We start from the raw sequence: 22,123 nt of genomic DNA, 5'->3' as shown, positions 1-22,123 counted from the left end.
AGGACCTGGCGCGCGATGCGTTGGACCGGGCGCTGCGCGCTGCGCCGAACGATCCCCAGGTGCTGTACCACGTCGCCCTCTATGCGGCGCAGGACGGCCAGGCGGGCGTCGCGTCGGAGTATCTGTCGCGCCTGCGCGGCGTGGTCGGCGGCCAGGACAAGCGGGTGACCGAGGTCGCCGCCCTGCTCAACGGCGGCACGTCGCAGGCCGCCGCCGCGCCGGCGCCGGGTCCGGCCCGGGTCGCGACCCCGGCCGCGCCGCCGGCCGATCCGGAGAAGCCGATCGCCACGCGCGCCGGCCACGCCGGCGAAGCCCTCGGACCCGTCCGGCGCCGCGCGCGCCGCCGGCTTCGTCGCCTTCAACCGCGGCGACCTGGCCACCGCCGAGCAGCGGTTCGGCGAAGCGCTGCGCCAGCGCGCCTCCGACACCGACGCCAGCGGCGGCCTGGGCCTGGTGCGCCTGCGCCAGGAACGCTTCGCCGACGCCGCCGAGCTGCTCGGCCGCGCCGCCCGCGGCCCCGGCGGCGAGCGCTGGCGCGAGGCGCTCACCAGCGCCAGATTCTACGCCGGCCTGCAGGCGGCGCGCGCCGACCTCGCCGCCGGCCGCCTTGAGAAGGCGGCGGCTTCGGCCCGCACGCTCGCCCGCAGCGGCGCGAAGGATTCGATCGAGGCCTCGATGGTGCTCGGCGAGGCGCTGACCGCCCAGCAGCGCTACGCCGAGGCCGCCGACGCCTACCGCGAGGTGCTGGCCCGCGACCCGCAACGGCTGGAGGCCCGCGCCGGGCTCGCCGAAGCGCTCAGCCGCACCGGTCAGGTCGACGAGGCCGCCCGCCTCGCGGCCGACCTGCCGCGCACCCGCGAAGGCGCGGCCCAGCGCGGCCGCATCGAGCGCGCCCGCGCCGACGAGCTGCAGGCCCGCGGCGACGCCTTCGGCGCCGGCGCGGCGCTCGCCGCCTCGGTCGCCGCCGACCCGACCAATCCCTGGAGCCGCTATCAGTATGCGCGCTTCCTGGTCGGCCAGGGCCAGACCCAGCAGGCCGCCCAGGTGGCGACGCCGCTGTTCACCGCCGAAGCCCCGGACATCGACACCCTGCAAGCCGCCGCGCTGTACGCGGAGTTCGCCGGCCGCCCGGATCAGGCGCTGGCCCTGATCGGCCGCATTCCGCAAGGCGCGCGCAATCCGGCGGTGCGCGAGCTCGCCCAGCGGCTCGACGTCCAGGCGGTGATCGAGCGCGCCAAGCTCCAGGCCCGCTCCGGCCAGAGCGTCCAGGGGGTCGCGACGCTGCGCGACTTCGTGGCGCAGAACAACCTGCCGTTCGCCGCCCGCAGCCGCGCCGCCGAGGCGCTGCTGGACATGGGCGACAGCTATCAGGCGGGCTCCCTGGCGCTGGCCGCCGCCCGCGAGCCGCTGCCGGAAGGGACCCGTCCCGGCGACGTCGCCGGCTTCGTCAATGTGCTCGGCGCCGCCGGTCAGGACGACGCCGCCGCCGCTCTGCTCAACGCCACGGCGCAGACCGCGCGCACCGCCGAGGAGCAGACCGCCTGGCGGCAGATCTACGCCGGCTACAGCGTGCGCCGCGCCGACCAGCTGCGTCAGGCGGGCGACTATTCGCGCGCCTTCGACACCTTGTCGGCCGGCTTCGCGGTCGCGCCGAACAGTCCCGATCTGCTGGCCGGGCTCGGCCGGCTCTACCAGACCGGCGGCATGCCGGACAAAGCCGCCCAGGTGTACGACGCCCTGCTGCGCCAGCGGCCGCGGGATCCGGCGGTGCTGCTCGACGCCGCCCGCGCCGCGAGCAGCGCCGGCGACCAGGGCCGCGCCGCCAGCCTGTTGCGGATGGCCACCGAACTGAAGCCCAACGACGCGGAGCTGTTCTACGAGCTCGGCCGGGTCGAGCAGGCCCGCGGCCGCGACCGCGAGGCGCTGCGGGCGATGAAGCGCGCCGAGGCCCTGCTGCAGGGCCCGGGCCCCGGCGGGATGGCCGCCGCCGGCGCGGCGCCCGGCGCGGGCGGCGTGCTCGGCCCCAATCCGTTCGGTGCCGCCGGCGCCTCGCCGATCCCCGGGTTCGCGCCATCGGCCCCGGCCTGGCCGGCTGCTCCGCCCGCGCCGAGCTACGGCGTGCCGGCGAACAGCAATCCGGCCGCCAGCTTCCCGGGGACCGTCGCCGGCGGCTCGCCGCCCGCGACGAGCGCGGCCTACGCCGGTTTGGTCAGCCCCGCCGGCTACGCCGGGCCGGGGGCCGCGCCGGCCTTCCCGCAAGCCGCCTATCCCCAGGCCCCTTACCCGCAGCCCGGCTACCCGCAGCCCGGCTACCCGCAGCCCGGCTACCCGCAAGCCGGCTACCCGCAGGCGGGCGGCGTCTATCCGCCGCCGTTGCCGCAGGGCGCCGCGGCGCAGCCGTCGTCCGGCTGGCTGCAGCCGCCGACGCAGAGCCGCCGGCAAGGCGCGGTGGATCCCTCGGCCCCGTTGGGCGACCGGGTCCGCGGCGAGATCGTCAATCTGCAGGAGGACACCGCCGCACGGCTGGAGGGCAAGTTCCACGCCCGGGTCCGCAGCGGCGATTCCGGCACCAGCGAGCTGGCGGAGGTTTCGGCCCGCGGCACGGCCGCAGCCTCGCCGTTCGGCCGCGGCCGTCTCGGCCTGGTGGTTGAGCCGGTGTGGCTGAACGCCGGCACGCCGGAGACCTATGCGGCCGCCAACCTCGGGACCAACCCGCTGCTCGGCCAGCCGCCCGGGACGTTTCCGACGTTGAAGGCGCGCTCCGACATGGGGGCAGCTGTGTCGATCAACTACGACAGCAAGTCGGTGCACGTCGACGTCGGCACCACCCCGCTCGGTTTCGACACCACCAACCTGAACGCCGGCGTCGTGGTGTCGCCGAAGGTCGGGCCGATGACCGTGCGCGCCAGCATCCAGCAGCGGCCGGTGACCGACAGCGTGCTGTCCTACGCCGGCGACACCGACCCGGTGACCGGGATCGAATCCGGCGCGGTGGTGCGTCAGCAGGGCGGGCTGGGCGTCTCCGCCGACTTCGGCCGCGCCGGCCTCTACGCCGACGCCTACGCCAAGAAGTACCGCGGTCGGAAGGTCGCCGAGAACACCGCCTACGAGGTCAACGGCGGGGCCTATCTGCGCGCCTACGACGACGGCGAGAACACGCTGCAGCTGGGGGTGAACGTCAACTTCCAGTCCTACGACAAGAACCTGCGTTTCTTCAGCCTCGGCCACGGCGGCTATTTCAGCCCGCAGACCTATGTCGCCGCCGCCCTGCCGGTGACCTTCACCCACAAGAGCGCGCTGTGGAGCTTCAGCGGCAACCTGTCGCCGGGGCTGCAGTCCTACACCGAGGACAGCGCGCCGGTGTTTCCGAACAATCCGGCGTTGCAGTCGCGGCTGACAACCATGACGATCACCAACGCGAACGTCGTCCCCTACTATCCGAGCGCCAGCCGCACCGGCTTCGGCCTGGCCGGCAAGGCGAACGGCGAATACCGGGTCGACACCCGGACCTTCGCGGGCGGCGAGTTCGCCTTCGATACGTTCGGCCGCTATTCCGAGTACGTGTTTAACATCTACCTGCGCCAGCTCCTCGGCACTCCGTAAAGGCGAGCTCTCATGAAACAACTGCCGATCGAGGCTCAGCCTGCCGCCGAGGATCTGGACCTGCTCTACATGCGCGAGCAGCTGTTCAGCCGGCAGTGGCGGCCGTTCATCTCAAGCCTGATGACCGAGCTGTTCAGCAACTTCGAAGTCGAGGAGGCCTGCGGCTTCCTGCGCCAGATCGGCGGCGGGGTCGCCGTCGAGACGCCGCTGCCGAAGCTCGGCAACCTCGAGGAGCTGGAGGCCGGCGCCAACGCCGCGCTCGCCGAGATGAGCTGGGGCTACGTCCAGCTGGGCCTAGTCGGCGCCGAGATCGAGATCGTCCACCGCGCGCACCCCGAGTTCGGGCCGGCACATCCGGCGCGGCAGGCCTGGCGCACCGGCTTCAGCGCCATCCTCGAGGGGCTCTACACCACCTGGCTGCAGATGCAGGGCGGGCGGCACGACATGCGCGCCCGCGCCCAGGCCGAGCCGGCCGATCCATCGGCGGTGGTCCTGCGCTTTGGTCTCTAGACGCGTCTTCACCGCCGGCGCGTTGGCGCTGAGCGGCATGGGTCTGGCCTGCGCCGGACCGGCGTCGACCGCGCCGCGGCTCGACTGGGCCGGCTTTCGCAGCCGGTTCGTGCAGGACGGGCGGGTGGTCGACACCGGCAACGGCGGGATCAGCCACTCCGAGGGCCAGGGTTTCGGCCTGCTGCTGGCCGCCGTGGCGGACGACCGCGAGAGCTTCGCCCGCCTGTGGCGCTGGACCGAGACCACCCTGCGGCGTCCGGAGGACGGGCTGTTCTCCTGGCGCTACGAGCCGCAGGGCGGCGTCACCGACCGCAACAACGCCACCGACGGCGACCTGCTGATCGCCTGGGCCCTGCTGCGCGGCGGCCGGCGCTGGGGCGAGCGCAGCTACCTCGCCGCGGCGCGCGACGCGGCGGCGGCGGTGCGCAAGCGGCTGTTCATCCAACAGGCCGGACGGCTGCTGCTGCTGCCCGGCCTCGACGGGTTCCGCGCCAAGGACGGCGCGGTCACCGTCAACCCGAGCTATCTCGTGCTGCCGGCCTTCCGCGCCTTCGACAAGGCCGGCTTCGACGGCGGCTGGGGCGACGTCGCCGACCGCAGCCTGAAGTTCCTGCGCGACGTGCGCTTCGGGCCCTACGACCTGCCGATCGACTGGGTGCGGGTCGACGCCGCCGGCGCCATCTGGGCGGAATCCGGCCGGCCGCCGCGGTTCGGCTTCGACGCTCTGCGGACGCCGCTCTATCTGAAATGGGCCGGCCACCGGAACGAGCCGGCGGTGCGCGCCGCGGCGCGCTGGTGGCAGGTCCCGCGCCCGCACGGCGCGCCGCCGCCGGCCTGGGTCGACGTCACCACCGGCGCCGTCGCCGACTACCCGGCCTCGCCGGGCGCGCTGGCGGTCGCGGCCTATGTCACCGGGGCGCCGCTTTCGCCGCTGCCGGCGAACGCCGACTACTACGCCTCGGCGCTGTGGAACCTCGCCGCGCTGGCGGCCGCCGAGAGCTGAGCCCCCGCGTGGCCCGCAAGGTTAAGCCTCTCGCCACGTTTTACCCCTAGGGCTTTCGCCATGACCGATCGCGCCCCGTCTGCCCACGAACGCCGCCAGCACCCGCGGCTGCCGACCAATTGCGCCGGCCGGGCCTGGTACGGCGCCCAGGGCGCGATGTGGGCCGACTGCACCCTGCGCGACCTGAGCGTCGGCGGCGCCCGCATCGAGATCCCGGCCGCCTACGAACTGCCGCGGCGGCTCTACTTCGCGCACAAGAACGAGCCGGCGATCTATCTGGCGGTGCTGAAGTGGCAGCGCGGCGGGGCCGCGGGCATCGCCTTCCAGGAAGGCTATCCGCTCGACGCCTGCACCACCGCGCCGCTGGACCGGATGGCCGCGGAGTGGCGGGCGCTGTACGCCTGAGCCTGCGTTAGCCCGCATACAAGCATCGGGCCGGCGTCAGGACGCCGGGCCGTCGCGCCTGCGCCTTGACTGGGCGCGCGAACCCAGGCGCCGGTCTGCGCCATATTTCAGACTTGTCACGACCACGGCTTGACCGTGGCTGCATCCCTCGCGACACTCCGCCGCCAAAATCGCCCGCCGCCCAATGTGCGGGTTTGCAAGACGTTCAAGGGAACTCGAGGGCCGCTTTCACAGCCCCGCCTTGAACCTGAGGGGAGAGAGAACTGTGAAGAGCACTCCGATTTCGCGCGCGCGCATGTTGAGCGGCGCCGCCGTACTGGCCCTGGCCGCGAGCCTTGTCGCGCCGACCCAGGCCAGCGCCCAGGCCGCCGCGGCCCAGCCGCAGGGCCAGGGCGCCGCTCAGCTCGACGAGATCGTCGTCACCGCCCAGCGCCGCGCTGAAAACCTGCAGGAAGTGCCGATCGCTGTGTCCGCGGTCACCGCCAACACCCTGTCCGAAGTCGGCATCGAGGCGACCAACGCCCTGCCGCAGATCGTCCCCAGCGTGCAGATGACCCGCTCGGGCCCCAGCGGCCTGTTCTTCGTCCGGGGCGTCGGCACAACAAATGCCGCCGCTGGCGAGGAAGGGGCCAACGCCGTCTACGTCGACAACGTCTACCTCGGCGACCTGAGCCAGACGATCAACAACTTCAACAACATCTCGCGGATCGAGGTGCTGAAGGGCCCGCAGGGCACGCTGTTCGGCCGTAACGCCACCGGCGGCCTGATCCACATCATCACCGAGGAGCCGGGCCAGGAGTTCGTGTTGCGCGGCCAAGTCGGCTACGCCAACTACGACACCCTCTCGAGCAAGCTCTACATCGCTGGTCCGGTGAACGATATGATCAGCGCCGACCTGGCGCTGACCAGTTCGGACCAGGGCGACGGCTGGGGCCGCAACCTCACCCGCAACGAAGACATCCACATCCAGGAGTTCTGGGGCGCCCGCTCGAAGGTCGTCGTCCGGCCCGCTGACCGCCTGAAGCTCACCCTCGCCGGCGACTTTTTCAAGAGCGACGACAACCTGGCGATCGCCTGGCGACTGGAGGACGGAGTCGTCGGCACCGGCGGCACCCGCGGCCCGGGCGGCTTCGACACCACCTCGAACATGCCGGCGATGACCCGGTTGAAAATCTGGGGCCTGTCCTTCACCGCCGAGGCGGACCTCGACTTCGCCACCTTCACTAGCATCTCGGCGATGCGCCGGACCCGTAACCACTCGGACTTCGACGTCGACGGCGCCCAGCTGAACCTGGTCAACATCGACTACGTCTCGAGGAACAAGACCTTCCAGCAGGAATTCCGCCTCGCGTCCAACTCAACCGACCCGCTGGCCTGGCAGGCGGGGTTGTTCTACCTGCGCTCGGAAGCCGAGAACGACCAGCAGCAGCGCGGCCTGGCCTTCGCTCCGGCCAGCCTGCAGGGCTTCAACATCAACTCCGACCTGACCACCAATTCCTACGCCGCGTTCGGCGAGGCGACCTACGCGATCACGGAATCGACCCGGCTCACCGCCGGTCTGCGCTACACGTCCGACCGACGCAAGTTCAATGGCGCCCAGACGCCGGTCACCCTGGCCGGCGTGATCGGCCGCCCGAGCGTCAACCCCGACCCCAAGCTGAGCTATGACGAGTTCACCTATCGGGTCGCCCTGCGCCAGGACATCACCGACGACATCAACGTCTACGCCTCGGTGAACCGCGGCTTCAAGGCCGGCTCCTTCAGCCTGCAGGCGCCGCTCAACGCGCCGGTCGATCCGCAGTTCATCATGGCCTACGAAGTCGGCCTGAAGTCGGAGTTCTTCGACCGCCGGCTGCGCCTGAACCTGGCGGCCTACCACTACGACATCGACGACTATCAGGTCCGCTCGGCGGCGGTGGCGACCCCCGGCTCGTCGGTGCTGCTGAACGCCGCGACCGTGAAGGTCGACGGCTTCGACCTGGAGTTCGAAGGCGCCCTGACCCGCGACTGGCGGGTGTTCGGCGGCTTCACCGTGCTGGACTCCCGGTTCGACAAGTTCGGCGGTCCCGGCGCGCCGGTGCAGGCGCCGATCGCCTATCCGAACCCGGCGACCTGCCCGGCGGCGCTGGTCGGCACCGCCAACCCCGGCGTGCTGGGCGCGGGCGTGCGCACCGGCGGCTTCACCACCTGCCTCGGCGACGCTTCGGGCAACCGCATGCCGATGGCTCCGGAGTTCAGCGCCAGTCTCGGCACCACCTACAACCTGGCGGTGGGCGACGAGGGCAATGTGCGGTTCTCGCTGCTCTACAGCTACAATGACGGCTATGTGTTCGAGCCCGACAACATCATGAACCAGGGCGCCTTCAGCCTGGTCAATGCGTCGGTCGAGTACCGGCCGACCGACCGCTACGGCATCGAGTTCTGGGTCAACAACCTCACCGACGAGGATTACGCGGTTCAGAAGATCACCACCGGCACCGGCGTCACCACCGCGATGGGCGCGCCGCGGACCTACGGGGTCAACCTGAAGGTCGACTTCTAAGCCGGACTTAGGTCACGACCGACCTGGAGGGGCTCCCGCCGTCGGCGGGGGCCCTTTTTGCATGCGCGGCCGCGATCGCCGCACACGCGCGTGCCGGCGCCGGGCGTGGTGAAGTGCTGAAACTGAAGGGAAAAAATGGTGCCGCCAGGGTGACTCGAACACCCGACCTACGCATTACGAATGCGCCGCTCTACCGGCTGAGCTATGGCGGCCCTGACCGTCCGCGGCCGAATCTGGAACCCGGCCGGGCGAAGGAGGCCGCTATTTAGCGGGTCTTCGGCCGCTCGCCAAGCGTCAGCGGCGCCGCAATGCTCAGAGAGGCTTTTCGATCAGCTGCAGCAGCGCGGCTTCGAGCGGGTAGGGCGGGGCGAGCTTGGCGGCGAGCTTCACCCGGACCAGCGGCTTGAGCACCGCTTTCGACAGGCCGAAGGCGCACATCTCCGGCGCCGGGTGCTTGCGCAGGATCGGCGCCAGCGCCTGGGCGGCGCGCGGCGAGTGCAGCAGCACGACGTCGGCGCGCAGCAGCGGCTTGAGCTGCGCCTCGTCCAGCGTCACCGGCCGGGTCTCGTAGAGCACCAGGCGGCGGGTCTCGACGCCCTTCTCGGCCAGTGCGCCAGTCAGGTCGCCGGCGAGCTCGGCGGCGCCGGCGTGCAGCACCGCCCCCTTCAGCTCGCCGCGCCGCGCGGCGATGCCGTGGGCCAGCGAGGCGACGTCGCCGTCGGTGGAGAGAACCGAATGGAAGCCGGCGGCGCGGGCGGCCTGGGCGGTGGCGGCGCCGACGCAGAAGGCCTTCAGCCCGCGGTCGCCGCTGCGCTCGGCGAAGGCGCGCACGCCGTTGGCCGAGGTGAAGGCCAGCGCCGCGACGCCGGCCAGGTCGATCGTCACGTCGTCGAGGTGGTGCACCGCCAGCAACGGCGCGACCAGCGCCTCATGGCCCATGCCGCGCACCCGCTCGGCGGTGGCGCTGGCCCCGGGCTGGGCGCGGGTGATCCAGATCTTCTTTCGTCGGCCGGACATCAACGGTGAGTAAGGCAGCGAACCTTAAGCTTTGGACACCAATAGAGTGTGCTGGCGGAATTTGACCACCCGAGACGCGAACCGCGCGGCGCGGCCGGCGCTCAGCGGCCGATCGCGTCGCCCGCAGCTTCCTTGACGGCCAGCCCCAGCGAGAGACCGAGATCGTGCGCCGAGGTTTCCGGCTCCGCAAGTTGCGTGACGTCGGTTTCGCCGACATGCCGGAATCGCTGCCGCCCGTCCGAGGACAGCGCCTCGACCACCAGCTTCAGCACGCCGCCGTCGAACCAGGCGTGGGCCCCGATCGCGGTCTTGCAGGAGGCCTCGAGCGCGGTCAGCGCGCCGCGCTCGGCGGCGACGGCGATCACCGTCGGCTGGTGGCGGATCGCCCGCACCCAGGGCAGGTCGCGGTCGGTCTCGCGGGTCTCGATCGCCAGCGCGCCCTGGCCGGGGGCCGGCGGGCGTTCGATCGGATCGATCAGGCTCTTCGGCAGGTGGCCGAGGCCCAGCCGCCGCAAGCCGGCGTAGGCCAGCAGGATGGCGTCGACCTCGCCGGCTTCCATCTTGGCGATCCGGGTGTCGACGTTGCCGCGCAGCATCTCGACGTCAAGGTCGGGGCGGTGGTGCAGCGACTGCGCCTGCCGCCGCAGGCTGGCGGTGCCGAGCTTGGCGCCCTGGGCCAGGTCCTCCAGCCGCTCGGCCTTGAGGCTGAGGAAGGCGTCGCGCGGATCCTCGCGCTCGGGCACGGCGCCGATGCACAGGCCGGGCGGCAGGTGCGCCGGCATGTCCTTCATCGAGTGCACCGCGCAGTCGATGCGGCCGTCGAGCAGCGCCTCCTCGATCTCCTTGGTGAACAGGCCCTTGCCGCCGATGTCCATGAGACGGCGGTCCTGCACCCGGTCGCCGGTGGTGGTGATGATGACCAGCGGGCAGGCGGCCTCAGCCTGCTCCGGCGGGACACCGAGCGCGGCGGCGATGCGGCGTTGCATCTGGCCGGACTGGGCGCGCGACAGCTTGGAGCCGCGGGCGCCGATCCGGACGAGCGGTTGCGTGGGCACGGCGGGCGGTCTACCTCGAAGCGCTGACAACTGAAGGCCTGCTACAGGAGCAGACCGTCCCCGGCAACCAATGAGCCCTGCGCGCACCGATCCCGGCCCGCCTGAACAGGTCCAGACCGTCCTCGGTCTGGAGACCAGCTGCGACGAGACCGCCGCGGCCGTGGTGCGGCTGAACGCGGCCGGTGAGGCCGAGGTGCTGTCGTCCGTCGTCGCCAGCCAGATCGCCGACCACGCGCCCTATGGCGGGGTGGTGCCGGAGATCGCCGCCCGCGCCCATGTCGAGAACGTCGACGCGATCGCCGCCCAGGCGCTGAGCGACGCCGGGCTCGGCTACGACCAGCTGACCGGGGTGGCCGCCACCGCCGGGCCCGGCCTGGTCGGCGGGGTGATGGTCGGCCTGTCGTTCGGCAAGGCGGTGGCGCTGGCCCGCGGCCTGCCGCTGATCGCGGTCAATCACCTCGAGGGCCACGCGGTCTCGGCGCGGCTGGCCGCGCACCTGCCCTATCCCTTTCTGCTGCTGCTGGTCTCCGGCGGGCACTGCCAGCTGCTGTCGGTCGACGGCGTCGGGGCCTGCCGCCGGCTCGGCTCGACCATCGACGACGCCGCCGGCGAGGCGTTCGACAAGATCGCCAAGACCCTGGGCCTGCCCTATCCCGGCGGCCCGGCGCTGGAGAAGCTGGCGCAGGGCGGGCGTCCCGAGCAGTTCGTGCTGCCGCGCATGCTGCTGGGGCGCAAGGACTGCGACTTCTCCTTCTCCGGCCTGAAGACCGCCGCGGCGCGGCTGGCCGAAGGTCTGACCACCGAGTCCGACCGGCGTGACCTCGCCGCCTGCGTCCAGGCCGCCATCGCCACGCAGCTGGCGGAGCGCAGCGACCGGGCGATGGCCGCCTACGCCCAGGAGCACGACGGCGCCGGCCTGCGCTTCGTGGTCGCCGGCGGGGTGGCGGCCAACAAGACGGTGCGCGCGACCCTCGAGGCGGCGGCCGCCAAGCGCGGGTTCAGCTTCACCGCCCCGCCGCTGGCCTACTGCACCGACAACGCCGCGATGATCGCGCTGGCCGGGGCCGAGCGGCTGGCGCTCGGCCAGGCCGATCCGCTGGACGCCCCGGCCCGGCCCCGCTGGCCGCTGGACGCGGCGGCGGCGGCGGCCAATCCAACCCATCAGCCCGGACGTAAGGGAGCGAAAGCATGAAGCGCGCAGGAGTCGTCGGCGGCGGCGCCTGGGGGACGGCGCTCGCCCAGGTCTGCGCACGCGCAGGTCTGGAGACCGTGCTCTGGGCGCGTGAGCGCGACGTGGTCGACGGCGTCAACGCCGCGCACGAGAACGCCCTGTTCCTGCCCGGGGTGGCGCTGGATCCGGCGATCCACGCGACCCACGACTTCGTCGACCTGGCGCGGGCCGAGCTGATCCTGGCGGTAGCGCCGGCGCAGCACCTGCGGTCCACCCTGCAGGGTATGGCCCCGCACGTCGCCGCCGGTCTGCCGGTAGTGCTGTGCGCCAAGGGCGTCGAGCAGGGCTCGCTGAAGCTGATGACCGAGGTGCTGGCCGAGACGATCCCGGCCGCCGCGCCGGCGGTGCTCTCGGGCCCGAGCTTCGCCGGCGAGGTGGCGCGCGGCCTGCCGACCGCGGTCACCCTGGCCTGCCCCGACGAGGAGCTCGGCCGGCGGTTGGCCCAGGCGCTCGCCACCCCGACGTTCCGGCCCTACCTGGCCCAGGACATGGTCGGGGCCGAGGCCGGCGGGGCGGTGAAGAACGTGCTGGCGATCGCCTGCGGCGTCGTCGAGGGCCGCGAGCTCGGCCGCAGCGCGCACGCCGCGCTGATCACCCGCGGCTTCGCGGAGATGACCCGGCTGGCGGTGGCGCTGGGCGCGGAGGCCGAGACGGTCGCCGGCCTGTGCGGCCTCGGCGACCTGGTTCTGACCTGCTCCAGCCCGCAGTCACGCAACATGAGCGTCGGCATGGCGCTCGGCCGCGGCCAGACGCTGGCCCAGGCGCTGGACGGCAAGCTGTCGGTGGCCGAAGGCGTCGCCTCGGCGCCGGCGGTGCGCGAGCTCGCCGCCCGGCTGGGCGTGGAGATGCCGATCTGCCAGGCCGTCGCCGCCATCCTGGCCGGCGAAGCCGAGGTCGACGCGGCCATCGGGGACCTGCTGTCGCGCCCGCTGCGCGACGAGCGCTAGTGAGCCGCTTCAAATCCCCGCTCGTACCGGCGAAGGCCGGTACTCGGATTCAGCCTGAGCCTTTCGTGGGTTTCACCTGGATCTCGGCCTTCGCCGGGCTGAGCGGTTCATGGGATGACCCGGGCTCCAACGCCAAAACCTAAGGAAGCTGCATGCCGCTCTTCGTCCTGACCTGCATCGACAAGCCGAACGCGCTGGAGCAGCGCCTGGGCGCGCGTGAGGCGCACATCGCCTACGTCCGCGGCTCCGGCGCCTGCAAGGTCGGCGGGCCGTTCCTCGACGAGGCCGGCGAGATGGTCGGCTCGATGCTGATCATCGAGGCCGATGACTTCGCCGCCGCCAAGGCGTTCGCCGCGGCCGACCCCTACGCCGCCGCCGGGGTGTTCCAAAGCGTCGACGTGCGGCCGTTCAAACTCACCCTTGGCAGCCTCTAGCCCGGCCCAGTCCAACCCGGCCCGGCCGGTCGCGGGCGTGCGGCTCTGCGCGCTGGACGAGCTCGCCGATCCCGGGGCCAGGGGCTTCCGTTTCCGCCAGGACGGCGCGCTGTTCGCCGGCTTCGTGGTCCGCCGCGGCGCGCTGTTGGCCGGCTATGTCGATAGCTGTCCGCACGCCGGCTGGCCGCTCGGGGCGCTGGACGAGCGGTACCTGACCCGCACCGGCGAGCACATCCTGTGCGCCGGTCACGGGGCGCTGTTCGCCCTGGCGGACGGCGCCTGTCTCGCCGGCCCCTGCGCCGGCGACCGGCTTTTGCCGTGGCCGATCGAGCTGCGCGGGAATGATCTGTTCACGGCCTGAGCAACGCGATGCCGGCCTTGAGGCGCCTCCGACGCGGTTAAGGATGTCTTAAAATAAAGACTCGCTTTTGCGCGCACTGTTCAATTACTGGGACGCTTCCTGGAACTGGGGCTGGACCAGAGAGTGTTCTTCCGTCTTCGCGATCATCTGAAGCGGCACCACGCCGTGCACGTCGCCGGCGCGCAGCTGGGCGTGGTGGCGGCGCTTTGCGTCGGGCTCGTCATCGCCTCGGCCAGCGCCTGGCCGGCCTATGCGCGCCTCGACGACGTCCGCGCCGCGACCCTGCGGCCGACCGTGACGCCGGGGACGATCACCCGGGCGACCGCGACCACGCCGGCCCAGGCTGACGCCGGGCTGATCAGCCTGCAGGACCTGTCGCCGGAGCAGGCGCGGCTGTGGAACGCGTCCAACCCGATCTCGACGTCGCCGAACCCGGCGGCCAAGCCGTTCAAGCTGGCGGCCGAGGGCGTGCTCGACGAGGCCCGCGCGCTCGATTGCATGACCGCCGCCATCTATTACGAGGCCGCCTACGAGAGCGCCGACGGCCAGCGTGCGGTGGCCCAGGTGGTGCTCAACCGGCTGCGCAACCCGCTGTTCCCGAAGACCGTCTGCGGCGTCGTCTTCCAGGGTTCGGAACGCGCCACCGGCTGCCAGTTCACCTTCACCTGCGACGGCGCGCTGGCGCGCAAGCCGACGGAAGAAGGCTGGGCGCGCGCCCGCAAGGTCGCCGCAGCCGCGCTGAACGGCCAGGTGATGAAGCAGGTCGGCAACGCCACCCACTATCACGCCGCCTACGTCGCGCCGTACTGGAGCCCGAGCCTGGTGAAGGTGGCGGTGATCGGCCAGCACATCTTCTACCGCTGGACCGGCGGGCTCGGCCGGCCGCCGGCCTTCGGCGGCCGCTACGCCGGCGGCGAGGCGAACGGCTTGCAGATCGCCACCCTCGACAGCCTGGCCCAGGGCCAGGCCCGGCTGGCGCTCGACGCCGCGCCGGCCAGCGCCGAAGCCGCGCCGCAGGAAGTCGCCGTGGTCGAGGCCGCGCCGGCGCCGAAGGCCGCCGCCGAGGCGGTGGTCGCGGCCGCTGAGGAACAGCTGGTCACCGCCAGCTCGGTCGCCGCCGATGCCGGCGCCCTGCTGCAGGCCGAGGAGCTCGACTGGCAAGGTCGGCCGCGCCAGAAGAGCGCGCCGCGCGTGGCGATGCCGGGCGGGTTTTGACCTAAGCTCTCCGTCATCCCGGATCGGCCCTTCGGGCCGTCTGGGATGACAAACGTTCTACGGCCTCAGCGCACCGCCGGCTCGGCGGCGAAGCGGGCGACGTCCTCGATCAGCGCGCTCGCCGCGGCGGCGACCAGTTCGCCGCCCTTCTCGGGCGAGGCCTGGGCCGGGTCGGAGCCCATCCGGCCGTCGGCATAGCGGGCGCGGAAGTCCAGCGCCTCGCGGATCGGCCCGGTCGGCGCGATCTTCGGCGTATAGTCGGCGGACTTGATGGCGTCGGGATAGGCCCACTGGGTGATGGCGATCTCCGACGGCGTGGCGTGGCTGCCATGGCCTTCCGGGAACTGCTTCTGGGCCACCCGCATCACCCCCTTGAGGTCCCACCAGTTCATCAGCTTGCAGGCGAAGCCGCGCGGCCGGCCGGCGAAGCTGGCCTCGGCGTAAAGCTCGGAGAAAGCCGCCTCGATGGTGGCGACGTTGCCGCCGTGGCCGTTGAGGAAATACAGCTTCTCGAAGCCGTGGCCGGCGAGGCTGAGGCACCAGTCGCCGATCGCCGCCATGAAGGTCGAGGGCCGGAGCGCGATGGTGCCGGGAAAGCCCAGATGGTGCTGCGCCATGCCGATGTTGAAGGTCGGCGCGACCAGCAGGTCGGCGGACGTCTGCGCCTTGTGGGCGATGATCTCCGGGCACATCCAGTCGGTGCCGAGCAGGCCGGTCGGCCCGTGCTGTTCGTTGGAGCCGATCGGGATGATCACCGTCTTGCTCCGCGCCAGATAGGCTTCGATCTCGATCCAGGTCGATTTGTGCAGCAGCATCGCGAGGTCCTGTCCCAGATCCGGTTGGCATAGTCCGTTCGGCCAGGACGGTTAAGGGGCCATCGCGCCGCGCCCGGGCCGGCGGCGGCGAAAAATCCCGCCGAGGCTGAAGCCGCCGGCAGAGGCCGGCTGGCGGTGGTGAAGACTGGTGCAGGTCTTCGGTATGGCCGCGGTAGCGCCAAGCATCTGCTCACGGTGCAGCGACCCTGCGGCGTCAGTTCTGCGGCGATTCTGTGTCCGGAGGCGCGCGTCGGCGCCTGATCTCTTAGACTACGACGCTGAATTTGAGGTCATACGAAGTCATATCTGTATGACTACTCATAGTAGCGCCGCAAGCGTGCGGTAGTCGATGCGAGATCAGTCGGCACGTTGCTTAGACAAGCTGCGCCATTAATCATCAATTTATAGGTTCCACGCCAAGTGGCTCATAACAGAGCCCCAGAATGGGGGAGGAACCTACGCGTCCTCGCTGCGTGGCGAAGACGTTTGTTACCTGGAGACCGAGATGAAATCGCTCCGCTTCGCCGACCTGTCACTCGTGGTGAAGATGGCGCTCGCCCCGGCGTTCGCCGTCGTCGTCCTCGCCGCGGTGTCCGCCGGCGGGTTCTACACCCAACAGCTGCAGGGCCGTGCGCTCGACCGCGTCGTCCAGCACGACATGAGCGCGACGCTCAAGCTCGCCGCCATCTCGAAGCGGATCACCGCGGCGCACCTGCAGATCTATCAGCTGCTCACCCAGCAGGCGCAGAGCACGGGCGGCGCGGCCGCCGGCTCGGCCGAGAAGGTGCAGGCGCTGATCGCCGAGGTGGACGGGATCAAGACCGACCTCACCAAGCTGAAGGCGGACCTCCCGGCCTCGCAGCAGGGCAACTTCAACAAGATCATCAAGGACCTCACCGAGTACCGCGCCGGCATCGACGTCGTCGGCTCGATGCTGAGCGTCGACTTCAACACCGCGGCCTCGTTCGTCGCGCCGTTCGAAGACCAGTACGTCCGGATGACCGGCAACCTCGAGGACTCGGTCAAGGCCGTGCAAGGCGAGGCGGCGGCCAGCGCGGCGAAGAGCGCCGAGGACGCCAAGACCGTCGGTCAGTGGGTGCTCGGCGCCTCGCTGGCGACCCTGCTGGCGGTGATCGGCCTGTCGATCGCCAACATCCTCGGCGTCAAGCGCGGCATCAACGACATCGCCGGCGCCACCGAGAAGCTGGCCGCGGGCGACCACGGGGTCGACACCGACAAGCTGCAGCGCAAGGACGAGCTGGGCGCCATCGTGCGCGGCCTGGCGGTCTTCAAGGACAACCAGCAGCGGCTGGCGGCCATGCGCAAGGAGCAGGAAGAAAGCCAGACCCGCGAGGCGGCCATGCGCGAGCAGGTCGAACGCGACCGCGCCAAGGCCGAAGAAGAGCAGGCCCAGGTGGTTCGCGCTCTGGCCGACGGCCTGTCGCGCCTGAGCCAGGGCGACCTGACGCATCGCGTCTCCAGCCCCTTCAGCCCCGAGTACGAGCAGCTGCGCAGCGACTTCAACGCCGCCGTCGAGAAGCTGCAGGAAGCGATGCAGGTCATCGCCTCCAACACCTCGCAGATCGGCTCCAGCGCCGACGAGATCGCCGGCGCCTCCGACGACCTGTCGCGCCGCACCGAGCAGCAGGCGGCAAGCCTGGAAGAGACCGCCGCGGCGCTCGACCAGATCACCGCCACCGTCAAGAAGTCGGCCGAAGGCGCGCAGAACGCCCGCGCCGCGGTGCAGACCACCAAGACCAGCGCGGCCACCGGCGGCGACGTCGTTCGCCAGGCCGTCCAGGCGATGGGCGAGATCGAGAAGTCGGCCGGCCAGATCAGCCAGATCATCGGCGTGATCGACGAGATCGCCTTCCAGACCAACCTGTTGGCGCTGAACGCCGGGGTCGAGGCCGCCCGCGCCGGCGAGGCCGGCAAGGGCTTCGCGGTCGTCGCCTCGGAAGTCCGCGCGCTGGCCCAGCGTTCGGCCGACGCCGCCAAGGAGATCAAGACGCTGATCTCGGCCTCCAGCCAGCAGGTCGGCGCCGGCGTCGACCTGGTCGGCAAGACCGGCGAGGCGCTGAAGCAGATGGTCGCCCAGGTCGAGCAGATCGACCTGCTGGTGTCGGAGATCGCCTCCTCCGCCCAGGAGCAGGCCACCGGCCTCAACGAGGTCAACAGCGCCGTCAACCAGATGGACCAGGTGACCCAGCAGAACGCCGCCATGGTCGAGCAATCGACCGCGGCGAGCCACGCCCTGCGCGGCGAGGCCGCCGAGCTGCGCCGCCTGATCGGCGAGTTCCGGGTCGGCGACGCGGCTCCGGCCGCCCGCACCACCACGCGGGCCCCCGCCCCGGCGACCGCGGCCTCGCGCCCGGGCGCCTCGGAGCCCCGGCGGATGACCGAGCGCCTGCGCCACGCCTACAGCGGCGGCGCGGCGACCGCCGCGGCCATCCAATCGGACTGGGAAGAGTTCTAAACCCGGCGTCGCCCGCTGACGCTGGCGATCCCCGCGCGCGTCCGGCCTCCGCGGCCGGGCGCGCGTCGGCGTTTTAGGAGTTTTCGCCCTGCGGCTCTTCGGTCACCGGAATCGTGAAGCCCGCCGGGGCCATCGCGACCAGCCGCCAGACGTCCTTCACCCGGGCGAAGGTCAGCAGGCAGAGTTGTTGCGGCGTCTGGTCGTGCAGGCAGACGCGGTCCTTGCCGAGCGACTTCAGCAGCGCCGCGGTCTGCGCCCGGCTGGGCGCGCGGGTCAGCGGCGCGCCGGTGTGCGCCTCGACGAGCCGGAAGGCGAAGGGCGTGATCATCCGGTCCAGCGCCGCGTCCGAGGCGCCGCCCTCGACGGCCAGCATGTTGGCCTGGGCGACCTGCAAGAGCTGCTGGCGCAGGTCGGCGCGCAGCGCCGTGCGGTCGATCACCGCTTCGAACCCGCTGGTGTCGCCGGACCAGGCGGAGGCCAGCAGCGCCTGGACGGCCCCGGTCTCGGCGCGCGCTTCCGGCTTGCGCGCACACCCCTGCGCCATGACCACCAAGGCGGCGACCGCCGCGACTGAGAGCTTGCGAACCATTGGCTGGACCATGGCGAGGCCGGCCGGCGACGGCAAGCTGAGCCGTAACGGCCGGTTGCGTCGAAAGCGCCCAGGCCGTTATTCGTCCCCAGATTTTCACCACGATGCGACAGGGAAACATGCGGATGTCCGGCGGCGAGCTTCGCGCGCAGCGCTACGATCCCGCCCGGCCGCTGTTCTCGCTGCATGTGCCGAAGACCGCCGGCACCAGCTTCCGCAACGACCTCGAAGCCTGGTTCGGCCGCGACCGGCTGGCCTTCCACTACCGCGGCGACCAGGGCGAGGCGCCGCCGCGGGCCAAGCTCGGGCCCGGGCTGTGCGTGCACGGCCATTTCAATCGGCTCCGCGATATCGGCGTGCGCCAGTACTACCCCGAGGCCGACCAGTTCATCGTCCTGCTGCGCGATCCCTACGACCGGTTCGTCTCCACCTGGCGCTATCTGCATTTCCAGGTCCGCAGCGGCGTGGCGGTCCCGGCGTTCGTCGACCGGCCTGACCTGGCCGCCTGGCTGGACCGCCGCCGCGCGGCGCTGGAGACCGGCGAGGATCCCTTCTCCTTCCTGGCGCAGCTCGCCGACCCGGTCGATCCGGCTGCGCCTGCCGAGGCGTTCGGGCCGCAGTACCTGGCGGTCGGCGTGACCGAGCGCTACGCGGACTCCGTGGGGCTGTTCGCCGCGGTGCTCGGACGCGAGCCGCCGAAGGTTGAAACGCGCCTGAACCTCGCCAGCGAACCGCACCGCGCCGGCGATCCCGATTTCGACCTGCCGGACCTGCGCGCGGCCTACGCCCGCGCCTTCCCGCTGGAGTACGCGGTCTACGAGGCGGCGACCGCCCGCCTCGATCTGGGGCGTCGCGCGCTGGGGCTGTAGGGCCGGCCCGCGATTGCACGCCGCCCCGCCATACGCATATTGGCCCCAACGAGTTCGGAGGACGTGATGAGCGACGAGGTGTTTCCGGTTCCGGCTGAGTGGGCCAAGCGGACGCTGATCACGGCCGAGGACTATGAGGCGGCGATCCGCCGGGTGGAGAGCGATCCGGAAGGCCACTGGGGCGACCTCGCCAAGCGGCTGACCTGGAGCAAGCCGTTCACCCAGGTGAAGGACGTCTCCTTCAATCGCGACGACTTCCGCATCCGCTGGTTCGCCGACGGCGAGCTGAACGTCTCGGTCAACTGCATCGATCGCCACCTGCCGCAGCGCCAGGACGACGTCGCCTTCATCTGGGAGAGCGACGACCCCGAGGTCACCTCGACGGTGACCTACGGCCGGCTGCTGTCGGAAGTCTGCCGGATGGCCAACGTCCTCAAGGCGAAGGGCGTCAAGAAGGGCGACCGGGTCACCATCTACCTGCCGATGATCCCGCAGGCGGCCTTCGCCATGCTGGCCTGCGCACGGATCGGCGCGGTCCATTCGGTGGTGTTCGGCGGCTTCTCGCCCGACAGCCTGGCCGGCCGCATCCAGGACTGCGACTCCAAGGTGGTGATCACCGCCGACGAGGGCGTCCGTGGCGGCAAGACCGTGCCCCTCAAGCGCAACGTCGACGCCGCGCTGCAGGACTGCCCCGGCGTCAGCAATGTCATCGTCGTGCGCCGCACCCGCGCCGACGTGCCGATGGCCGCCGGCCGCGACGAGTTCTATTCGGACCTGAAGACCACCGTCGAGGACTGGTGCGAGCCGGAGCCGATGAACGCGGAAGACCCGCTGTTCATCCTCTACACCTCGGGCTCGACTGGGAAGCCGAAGGGCGTGCTGCACACCACCGGCGGCTACCTGGCCTGGGCCGCCTACACCCACGAGGCGGTGTTCGACTACCGGCCGGGCGAGGTGTTCTGGTGCACCGCCGACATCGGCTGGGTCACCGGCCACTCCTATGTGGTCTACGGGCCGCTGGCGAACGGCGCGACCAGCCTGATCTTCGAGGGCGTGCCGAACTACCCGACCGCGTCGCGCTTCTGGGAGGTGGTCGACAAGCACAAGGTCGAGATCTTCTACACCGCGCCGACGGCGATCCGGGCGTTGGAGCGCGAAGGCGAGGAGCCGGTGAAGCGCACCTCGCGCAAGTCGCTGCGGCTGCTGGGCACGGTCGGCGAGCCGATCAATCCGGAGGCCTGGCTCTGGTACCACCGGGTGGTCGGCGAGGAGCGCTGCCCGATCGTCGACACCTGGTGGCAGACCGAGACCGGCGCCTGTCTGATGAGCCCGCTGCCGGGCGCGATGGCGCTGAAGCCCGGCTCCTGCGCCAAGCCGATGCCGGGCGTGAAGCCGCAGCTGGTCGACGGCGAGGGCAAGGTGCTGGACGGCGCGGTCAGCGGCAACCTGTGCATCACCGACAGCTGGCCGGGCCAGATGCGCACGGTCTACGGCGACCACGAGCGGTTCATCACCACCTACTTCACCACCTACCCCGGCAAGTACTTCACCGGCGACGGCGCGCGCCGTGATGCGGACGGCTACTACTGGATCACCGGCCGGGTCGACGACGTCATCAACGTCTCCGGCCACCGGCTCGGCACCGCCGAGATCGAGAGCGCGCTGGCCGCGCACGAGGCGGTCACCGAGGCCGCGGTGGTCGGCTATCCGCATCCGGTGAAGGGGCAGGGGATCTACTGCTACGTGACGCTGATGGCCGACATCGAGCCGACCGACATCCTCGAAGCCGAGCTGAAGGGCTGGGTGCGCCGCGAGATCGGCCCGTTCGCCGCCCCCGACGTGGTGCAGTTCGCGCCGGGCCTGCCGAAGACCCGCTCGGGCAAGATCATGCGCCGGATCCTGCGCAAGATCGCCGAGAACGACCTGGCCAACCTGGGCGACACCTCCACCTTGTCGGATCCGGCGGTGGTCGACGACCTGGTGAAGAACCGGCCGCCGGTCTGAAGCTGAGGTAGACCAGTGTCCGTCGAGCTTCCCGCGCCGCTGCGCGCGGCCATCGCGCGGGAGCTCGAAGGGGTGTCGCGCAAGGGCCTCGCCGAGCGCGCGGCCCGCACCTCCCTGGCCTATCGCGCCGGGAAGGGCTCGGCCGGGGTGATCCGCGAGGCCGACGACGCGCTGGCCTATGCACTGGCCCGGCTGCCGGCGACCTACGCCGCCTGCGCCTCGGTGTTCGAGGAAGCCGTCGCGCGCGCGCCGGGGTTCCGGCCGCAGCGGTTGCTGGACGCCGGGGCCGGCCCGGCCGCGGCGAGCTGGGCGGCGCTGGAGGCCTGGCCGGAGCTCGGCGCGGTCAACTGGCTCGACGCCAGCCCGCAGTTCCTGGAGATCGCCGCGCGGCTGGCCACCGACGGTCCGGACGTGCTGCGCGTCGCCGAAGCCCGCCGCGGCGACCTGACCGCCGGCGGCGCGGACTGGCCGCGCGCCGACCTGGTCGCCTGCAGCTACGCGCTGGCCGAGATCGCGCCGGCGCGCCAGGCCGCGGTGGTCGCCGACCTGTGGGCGGCCTGCGACGGCCTGCTGGCGCTGATCGAGCCCGGCACGCCGGCCGGCTTCGCCCGCCTGCGCACGGCGCGCGAAGCGCTGATCGCCGCCGGCGCCGAGATCCTCGCCCCCTGTCCGCACCACGGCGCCTGCCCGATGGCCGGCGAGGACTGGTGCCACTTCAGCGTCCGCCTGCCGCGCTCGCGCGACCACCGGATCGCCAAGGGCGCCGAGGTTCCCTACGAGGACGAACGCTACGCCTATCTGCTGGCCGCCCGCCCAGGGCTCGGCGCGCCGGTCGCCGCCCGGGTGCTGGCCCCGCCACGGAGCGGCAAGCCGGGGATCGACCTGAAACTCTGCACGCCGGGCGGTCTGGAGGCGCGTTTTGTCGCCAAACGCGATAAACAGGCCTTCTCCGCCGCGCGGCGCCTCGACTGGGGCGATCCCGCGCTCTAATTCGCGGCGCTCAGATTTCTTCCGGCCGAGCCGGCCGGACCTGTGCGCCCTCAACCC

General features: G+C 71.7%; 18 protein-coding genes and 1 tRNA gene. 14 read left to right on the top strand and 5 right to left on the bottom strand.

The features are described 5' to 3' along the window. Positions 1-267: 267 nt before the first annotated feature. From ACSQ14_RS00295 to ACSQ14_RS00275, 5 genes are all read left to right on the top strand, one after another. Positions 268-3,603: a cellulose synthase subunit BcsC-related outer membrane protein gene (locus tag ACSQ14_RS00295; RefSeq protein ID WP_436015297.1), complete on the top strand. Its 3,336-nt coding sequence runs from the start codon at positions 268-270 to the stop codon at positions 3,601-3,603. Between the two features lie 12 nt (positions 3,604-3,615). Next, positions 3,616-4,113, top strand: coding sequence for a cellulose biosynthesis protein BcsD (bcsD, locus tag ACSQ14_RS00290; RefSeq protein ID WP_436008567.1), 498 nt, complete (start codon positions 3,616-3,618; stop codon positions 4,111-4,113). Further along, positions 4,103-5,116 (top strand): glycosyl hydrolase family 8, encoded by a 1,014-nt coding sequence (locus ACSQ14_RS00285; protein WP_436008565.1) that lies wholly within the window; start codon positions 4,103-4,105, stop codon positions 5,114-5,116. Before bcsD ends, ACSQ14_RS00285 begins: the two co-directional genes overlap by 11 nt. 60 nt (positions 5,117-5,176) lie before the next feature. Further along, entirely contained in the window at positions 5,177-5,521 is a 345-nt protein-coding gene (locus ACSQ14_RS00280; protein WP_436008563.1) for a PilZ domain-containing protein, read from the top strand. Positions 5,522-5,786: 265 nt separating this feature from the next. After that, positions 5,787-8,063 carry a TonB-dependent receptor gene (locus ACSQ14_RS00275; RefSeq protein WP_436008561.1) on the top strand — a complete coding sequence of 759 codons (2,277 nt, stop codon included), beginning with the start codon at positions 5,787-5,789 and terminating at the stop codon, positions 8,061-8,063. 136 nt (positions 8,064-8,199) lie between these two features. Here the strand turns inward: ACSQ14_RS00275 and ACSQ14_RS00270 are convergent. The 3 genes from ACSQ14_RS00270 to hemC form a co-directional block, all read right to left on the bottom strand. Next, positions 8,200-8,275: transfer RNA gene (locus ACSQ14_RS00270), tRNA-Thr, on the bottom strand. 100 nt (positions 8,276-8,375) lie between these two features. Further along, positions 8,376-9,080, bottom strand: coding sequence for a uroporphyrinogen-III synthase (locus ACSQ14_RS00265; protein WP_436008559.1), 705 nt, complete (start codon positions 9,078-9,080; stop codon positions 8,376-8,378). A gap of 101 nt (positions 9,081-9,181) precedes the next feature. Beyond that, the gene (hemC, locus tag ACSQ14_RS00260) at positions 9,182-10,135 is read right to left on the bottom strand and encodes a hydroxymethylbilane synthase (RefSeq protein WP_436008557.1); all 954 of its coding nucleotides are present in this window, start codon (positions 10,133-10,135) and stop codon (positions 9,182-9,184) included. Between the two features lie 70 nt (positions 10,136-10,205). On the opposite strand from hemC, the gene tsaD reads away from it, so the two are divergent. The 5 genes from tsaD to ACSQ14_RS00235 all read left to right on the top strand — a co-directional run bounded on the left by tsaD (position 10,206) and on the right by ACSQ14_RS00235 (position 14,323). Further along, entirely contained in the window at positions 10,206-11,327 is a 1,122-nt protein-coding gene (tsaD, locus tag ACSQ14_RS00255; RefSeq protein ID WP_436008555.1) for a tRNA (adenosine(37)-N6)-threonylcarbamoyltransferase complex transferase subunit TsaD, read from the top strand. Further along, positions 11,324-12,313, top strand: coding sequence for an NAD(P)H-dependent glycerol-3-phosphate dehydrogenase (locus ACSQ14_RS00250; protein WP_436008553.1), 990 nt, complete (start codon positions 11,324-11,326; stop codon positions 12,311-12,313). Before tsaD ends, ACSQ14_RS00250 begins: the two co-directional genes overlap by 4 nt. A gap of 152 nt (positions 12,314-12,465) precedes the next feature. Next, complete coding sequence (locus tag ACSQ14_RS00245) at positions 12,466-12,747, top strand: YciI family protein (protein WP_436008551.1); 282 nt, start codon at positions 12,466-12,468, stop codon at positions 12,745-12,747. Continuing rightward, complete coding sequence (locus ACSQ14_RS00240; protein ID WP_436008549.1) at positions 12,734-13,108, top strand: Rieske (2Fe-2S) protein; 375 nt, start codon at positions 12,734-12,736, stop codon at positions 13,106-13,108. The genes ACSQ14_RS00245 and ACSQ14_RS00240 overlap by 14 nt, the downstream gene beginning before the upstream one ends. Before the next feature lie 123 nt (positions 13,109-13,231). Further along, positions 13,232-14,323, top strand: coding sequence for a cell wall hydrolase (locus ACSQ14_RS00235; protein ID WP_436008547.1), 1,092 nt, complete (start codon positions 13,232-13,234; stop codon positions 14,321-14,323). A gap of 65 nt (positions 14,324-14,388) precedes the next feature. On the opposite strand, the gene ACSQ14_RS00230 is transcribed toward ACSQ14_RS00235, so the two are convergent. Further along, entirely contained in the window at positions 14,389-15,138 is a 750-nt protein-coding gene (locus tag ACSQ14_RS00230) for a creatininase family protein (RefSeq protein WP_436008545.1), read from the bottom strand. A gap of 505 nt (positions 15,139-15,643) precedes the next feature. Between ACSQ14_RS00230 and ACSQ14_RS00225 the strand changes: the two genes are divergently transcribed. Continuing rightward, positions 15,644-17,614, top strand: coding sequence for a methyl-accepting chemotaxis protein (locus ACSQ14_RS00225; RefSeq protein ID WP_436008543.1), 1,971 nt, complete (start codon positions 15,644-15,646; stop codon positions 17,612-17,614). Positions 17,615-17,687: 73 nt separating this feature from the next. Here the strand turns inward: ACSQ14_RS00225 and ACSQ14_RS00220 are convergent, their stop codons facing one another. Then, the gene (locus ACSQ14_RS00220) at positions 17,688-18,203 is read right to left on the bottom strand and encodes a hypothetical protein (protein ID WP_436008541.1); all 516 of its coding nucleotides are present in this window, start codon (positions 18,201-18,203) and stop codon (positions 17,688-17,690) included. A gap of 125 nt (positions 18,204-18,328) precedes the next feature. Between ACSQ14_RS00220 and ACSQ14_RS00215 the strand changes: the two genes are divergently transcribed. From ACSQ14_RS00215 to ACSQ14_RS00205, 3 genes are all read left to right on the top strand, one after another. Further along, the gene (locus ACSQ14_RS00215) at positions 18,329-19,072 is read left to right on the top strand and encodes a sulfotransferase family 2 domain-containing protein (RefSeq protein WP_436008539.1); all 744 of its coding nucleotides are present in this window, start codon (positions 18,329-18,331) and stop codon (positions 19,070-19,072) included. A 66-nt stretch (positions 19,073-19,138) separates the two neighbouring features. Next, positions 19,139-21,076 carry an acetate--CoA ligase gene (acs, locus tag ACSQ14_RS00210; protein ID WP_436008537.1) on the top strand — a complete coding sequence of 646 codons (1,938 nt, stop codon included), beginning with the start codon at positions 19,139-19,141 and terminating at the stop codon, positions 21,074-21,076. A gap of 15 nt (positions 21,077-21,091) precedes the next feature. Next, positions 21,092-22,066, top strand: coding sequence for a small ribosomal subunit Rsm22 family protein (locus ACSQ14_RS00205; protein WP_436008536.1), 975 nt, complete (start codon positions 21,092-21,094; stop codon positions 22,064-22,066). Positions 22,067-22,123: the final 57 nt, after the last annotated feature.

The sequence above is a fragment of the Phenylobacterium sp. LjRoot219 genome, from assembly GCF_964252995.1.
GTDB lineage: Bacteria > Pseudomonadota > Alphaproteobacteria > Caulobacterales > Caulobacteraceae > Phenylobacterium.
This window is presented reverse-complemented; position numbering and strand designations above follow the sequence as displayed.

Coding starts and splice junctions, on each gene's coding strand:
- ACSQ14_RS00280 (WP_436008563.1), top strand. CDS start 5,177: ATGACCGATCGCGCCCCGTCTGCCCACGAACGCCGCCAGCACCCGCGG.
- ACSQ14_RS00220 (WP_436008541.1), bottom strand. CDS start 18,203: ATGGTTCGCAAGCTCTCAGTCGCGGCGGTCGCCGCCTTGGTGGTCATG.
- tsaD (WP_436008555.1), top strand. CDS start 10,206: ATGAGCCCTGCGCGCACCGATCCCGGCCCGCCTGAACAGGTCCAGACC.
- ACSQ14_RS00225 (WP_436008543.1), top strand. CDS start 15,644: ATGAAATCGCTCCGCTTCGCCGACCTGTCACTCGTGGTGAAGATGGCG.
- ACSQ14_RS00230 (WP_436008545.1), bottom strand. CDS start 15,138: ATGCTGCTGCACAAATCGACCTGGATCGAGATCGAAGCCTATCTGGCG.
- ACSQ14_RS00245 (WP_436008551.1), top strand. CDS start 12,466: ATGCCGCTCTTCGTCCTGACCTGCATCGACAAGCCGAACGCGCTGGAG.
- ACSQ14_RS00215 (WP_436008539.1), top strand. CDS start 18,329: ATGTCCGGCGGCGAGCTTCGCGCGCAGCGCTACGATCCCGCCCGGCCG.
- ACSQ14_RS00265 (WP_436008559.1), bottom strand. CDS start 9,080: ATGTCCGGCCGACGAAAGAAGATCTGGATCACCCGCGCCCAGCCCGGG.
- bcsD (WP_436008567.1), top strand. CDS start 3,616: ATGAAACAACTGCCGATCGAGGCTCAGCCTGCCGCCGAGGATCTGGAC.
- ACSQ14_RS00250 (WP_436008553.1), top strand. CDS start 11,324: ATGAAGCGCGCAGGAGTCGTCGGCGGCGGCGCCTGGGGGACGGCGCTC.
- acs (WP_436008537.1), top strand. CDS start 19,139: ATGAGCGACGAGGTGTTTCCGGTTCCGGCTGAGTGGGCCAAGCGGACG.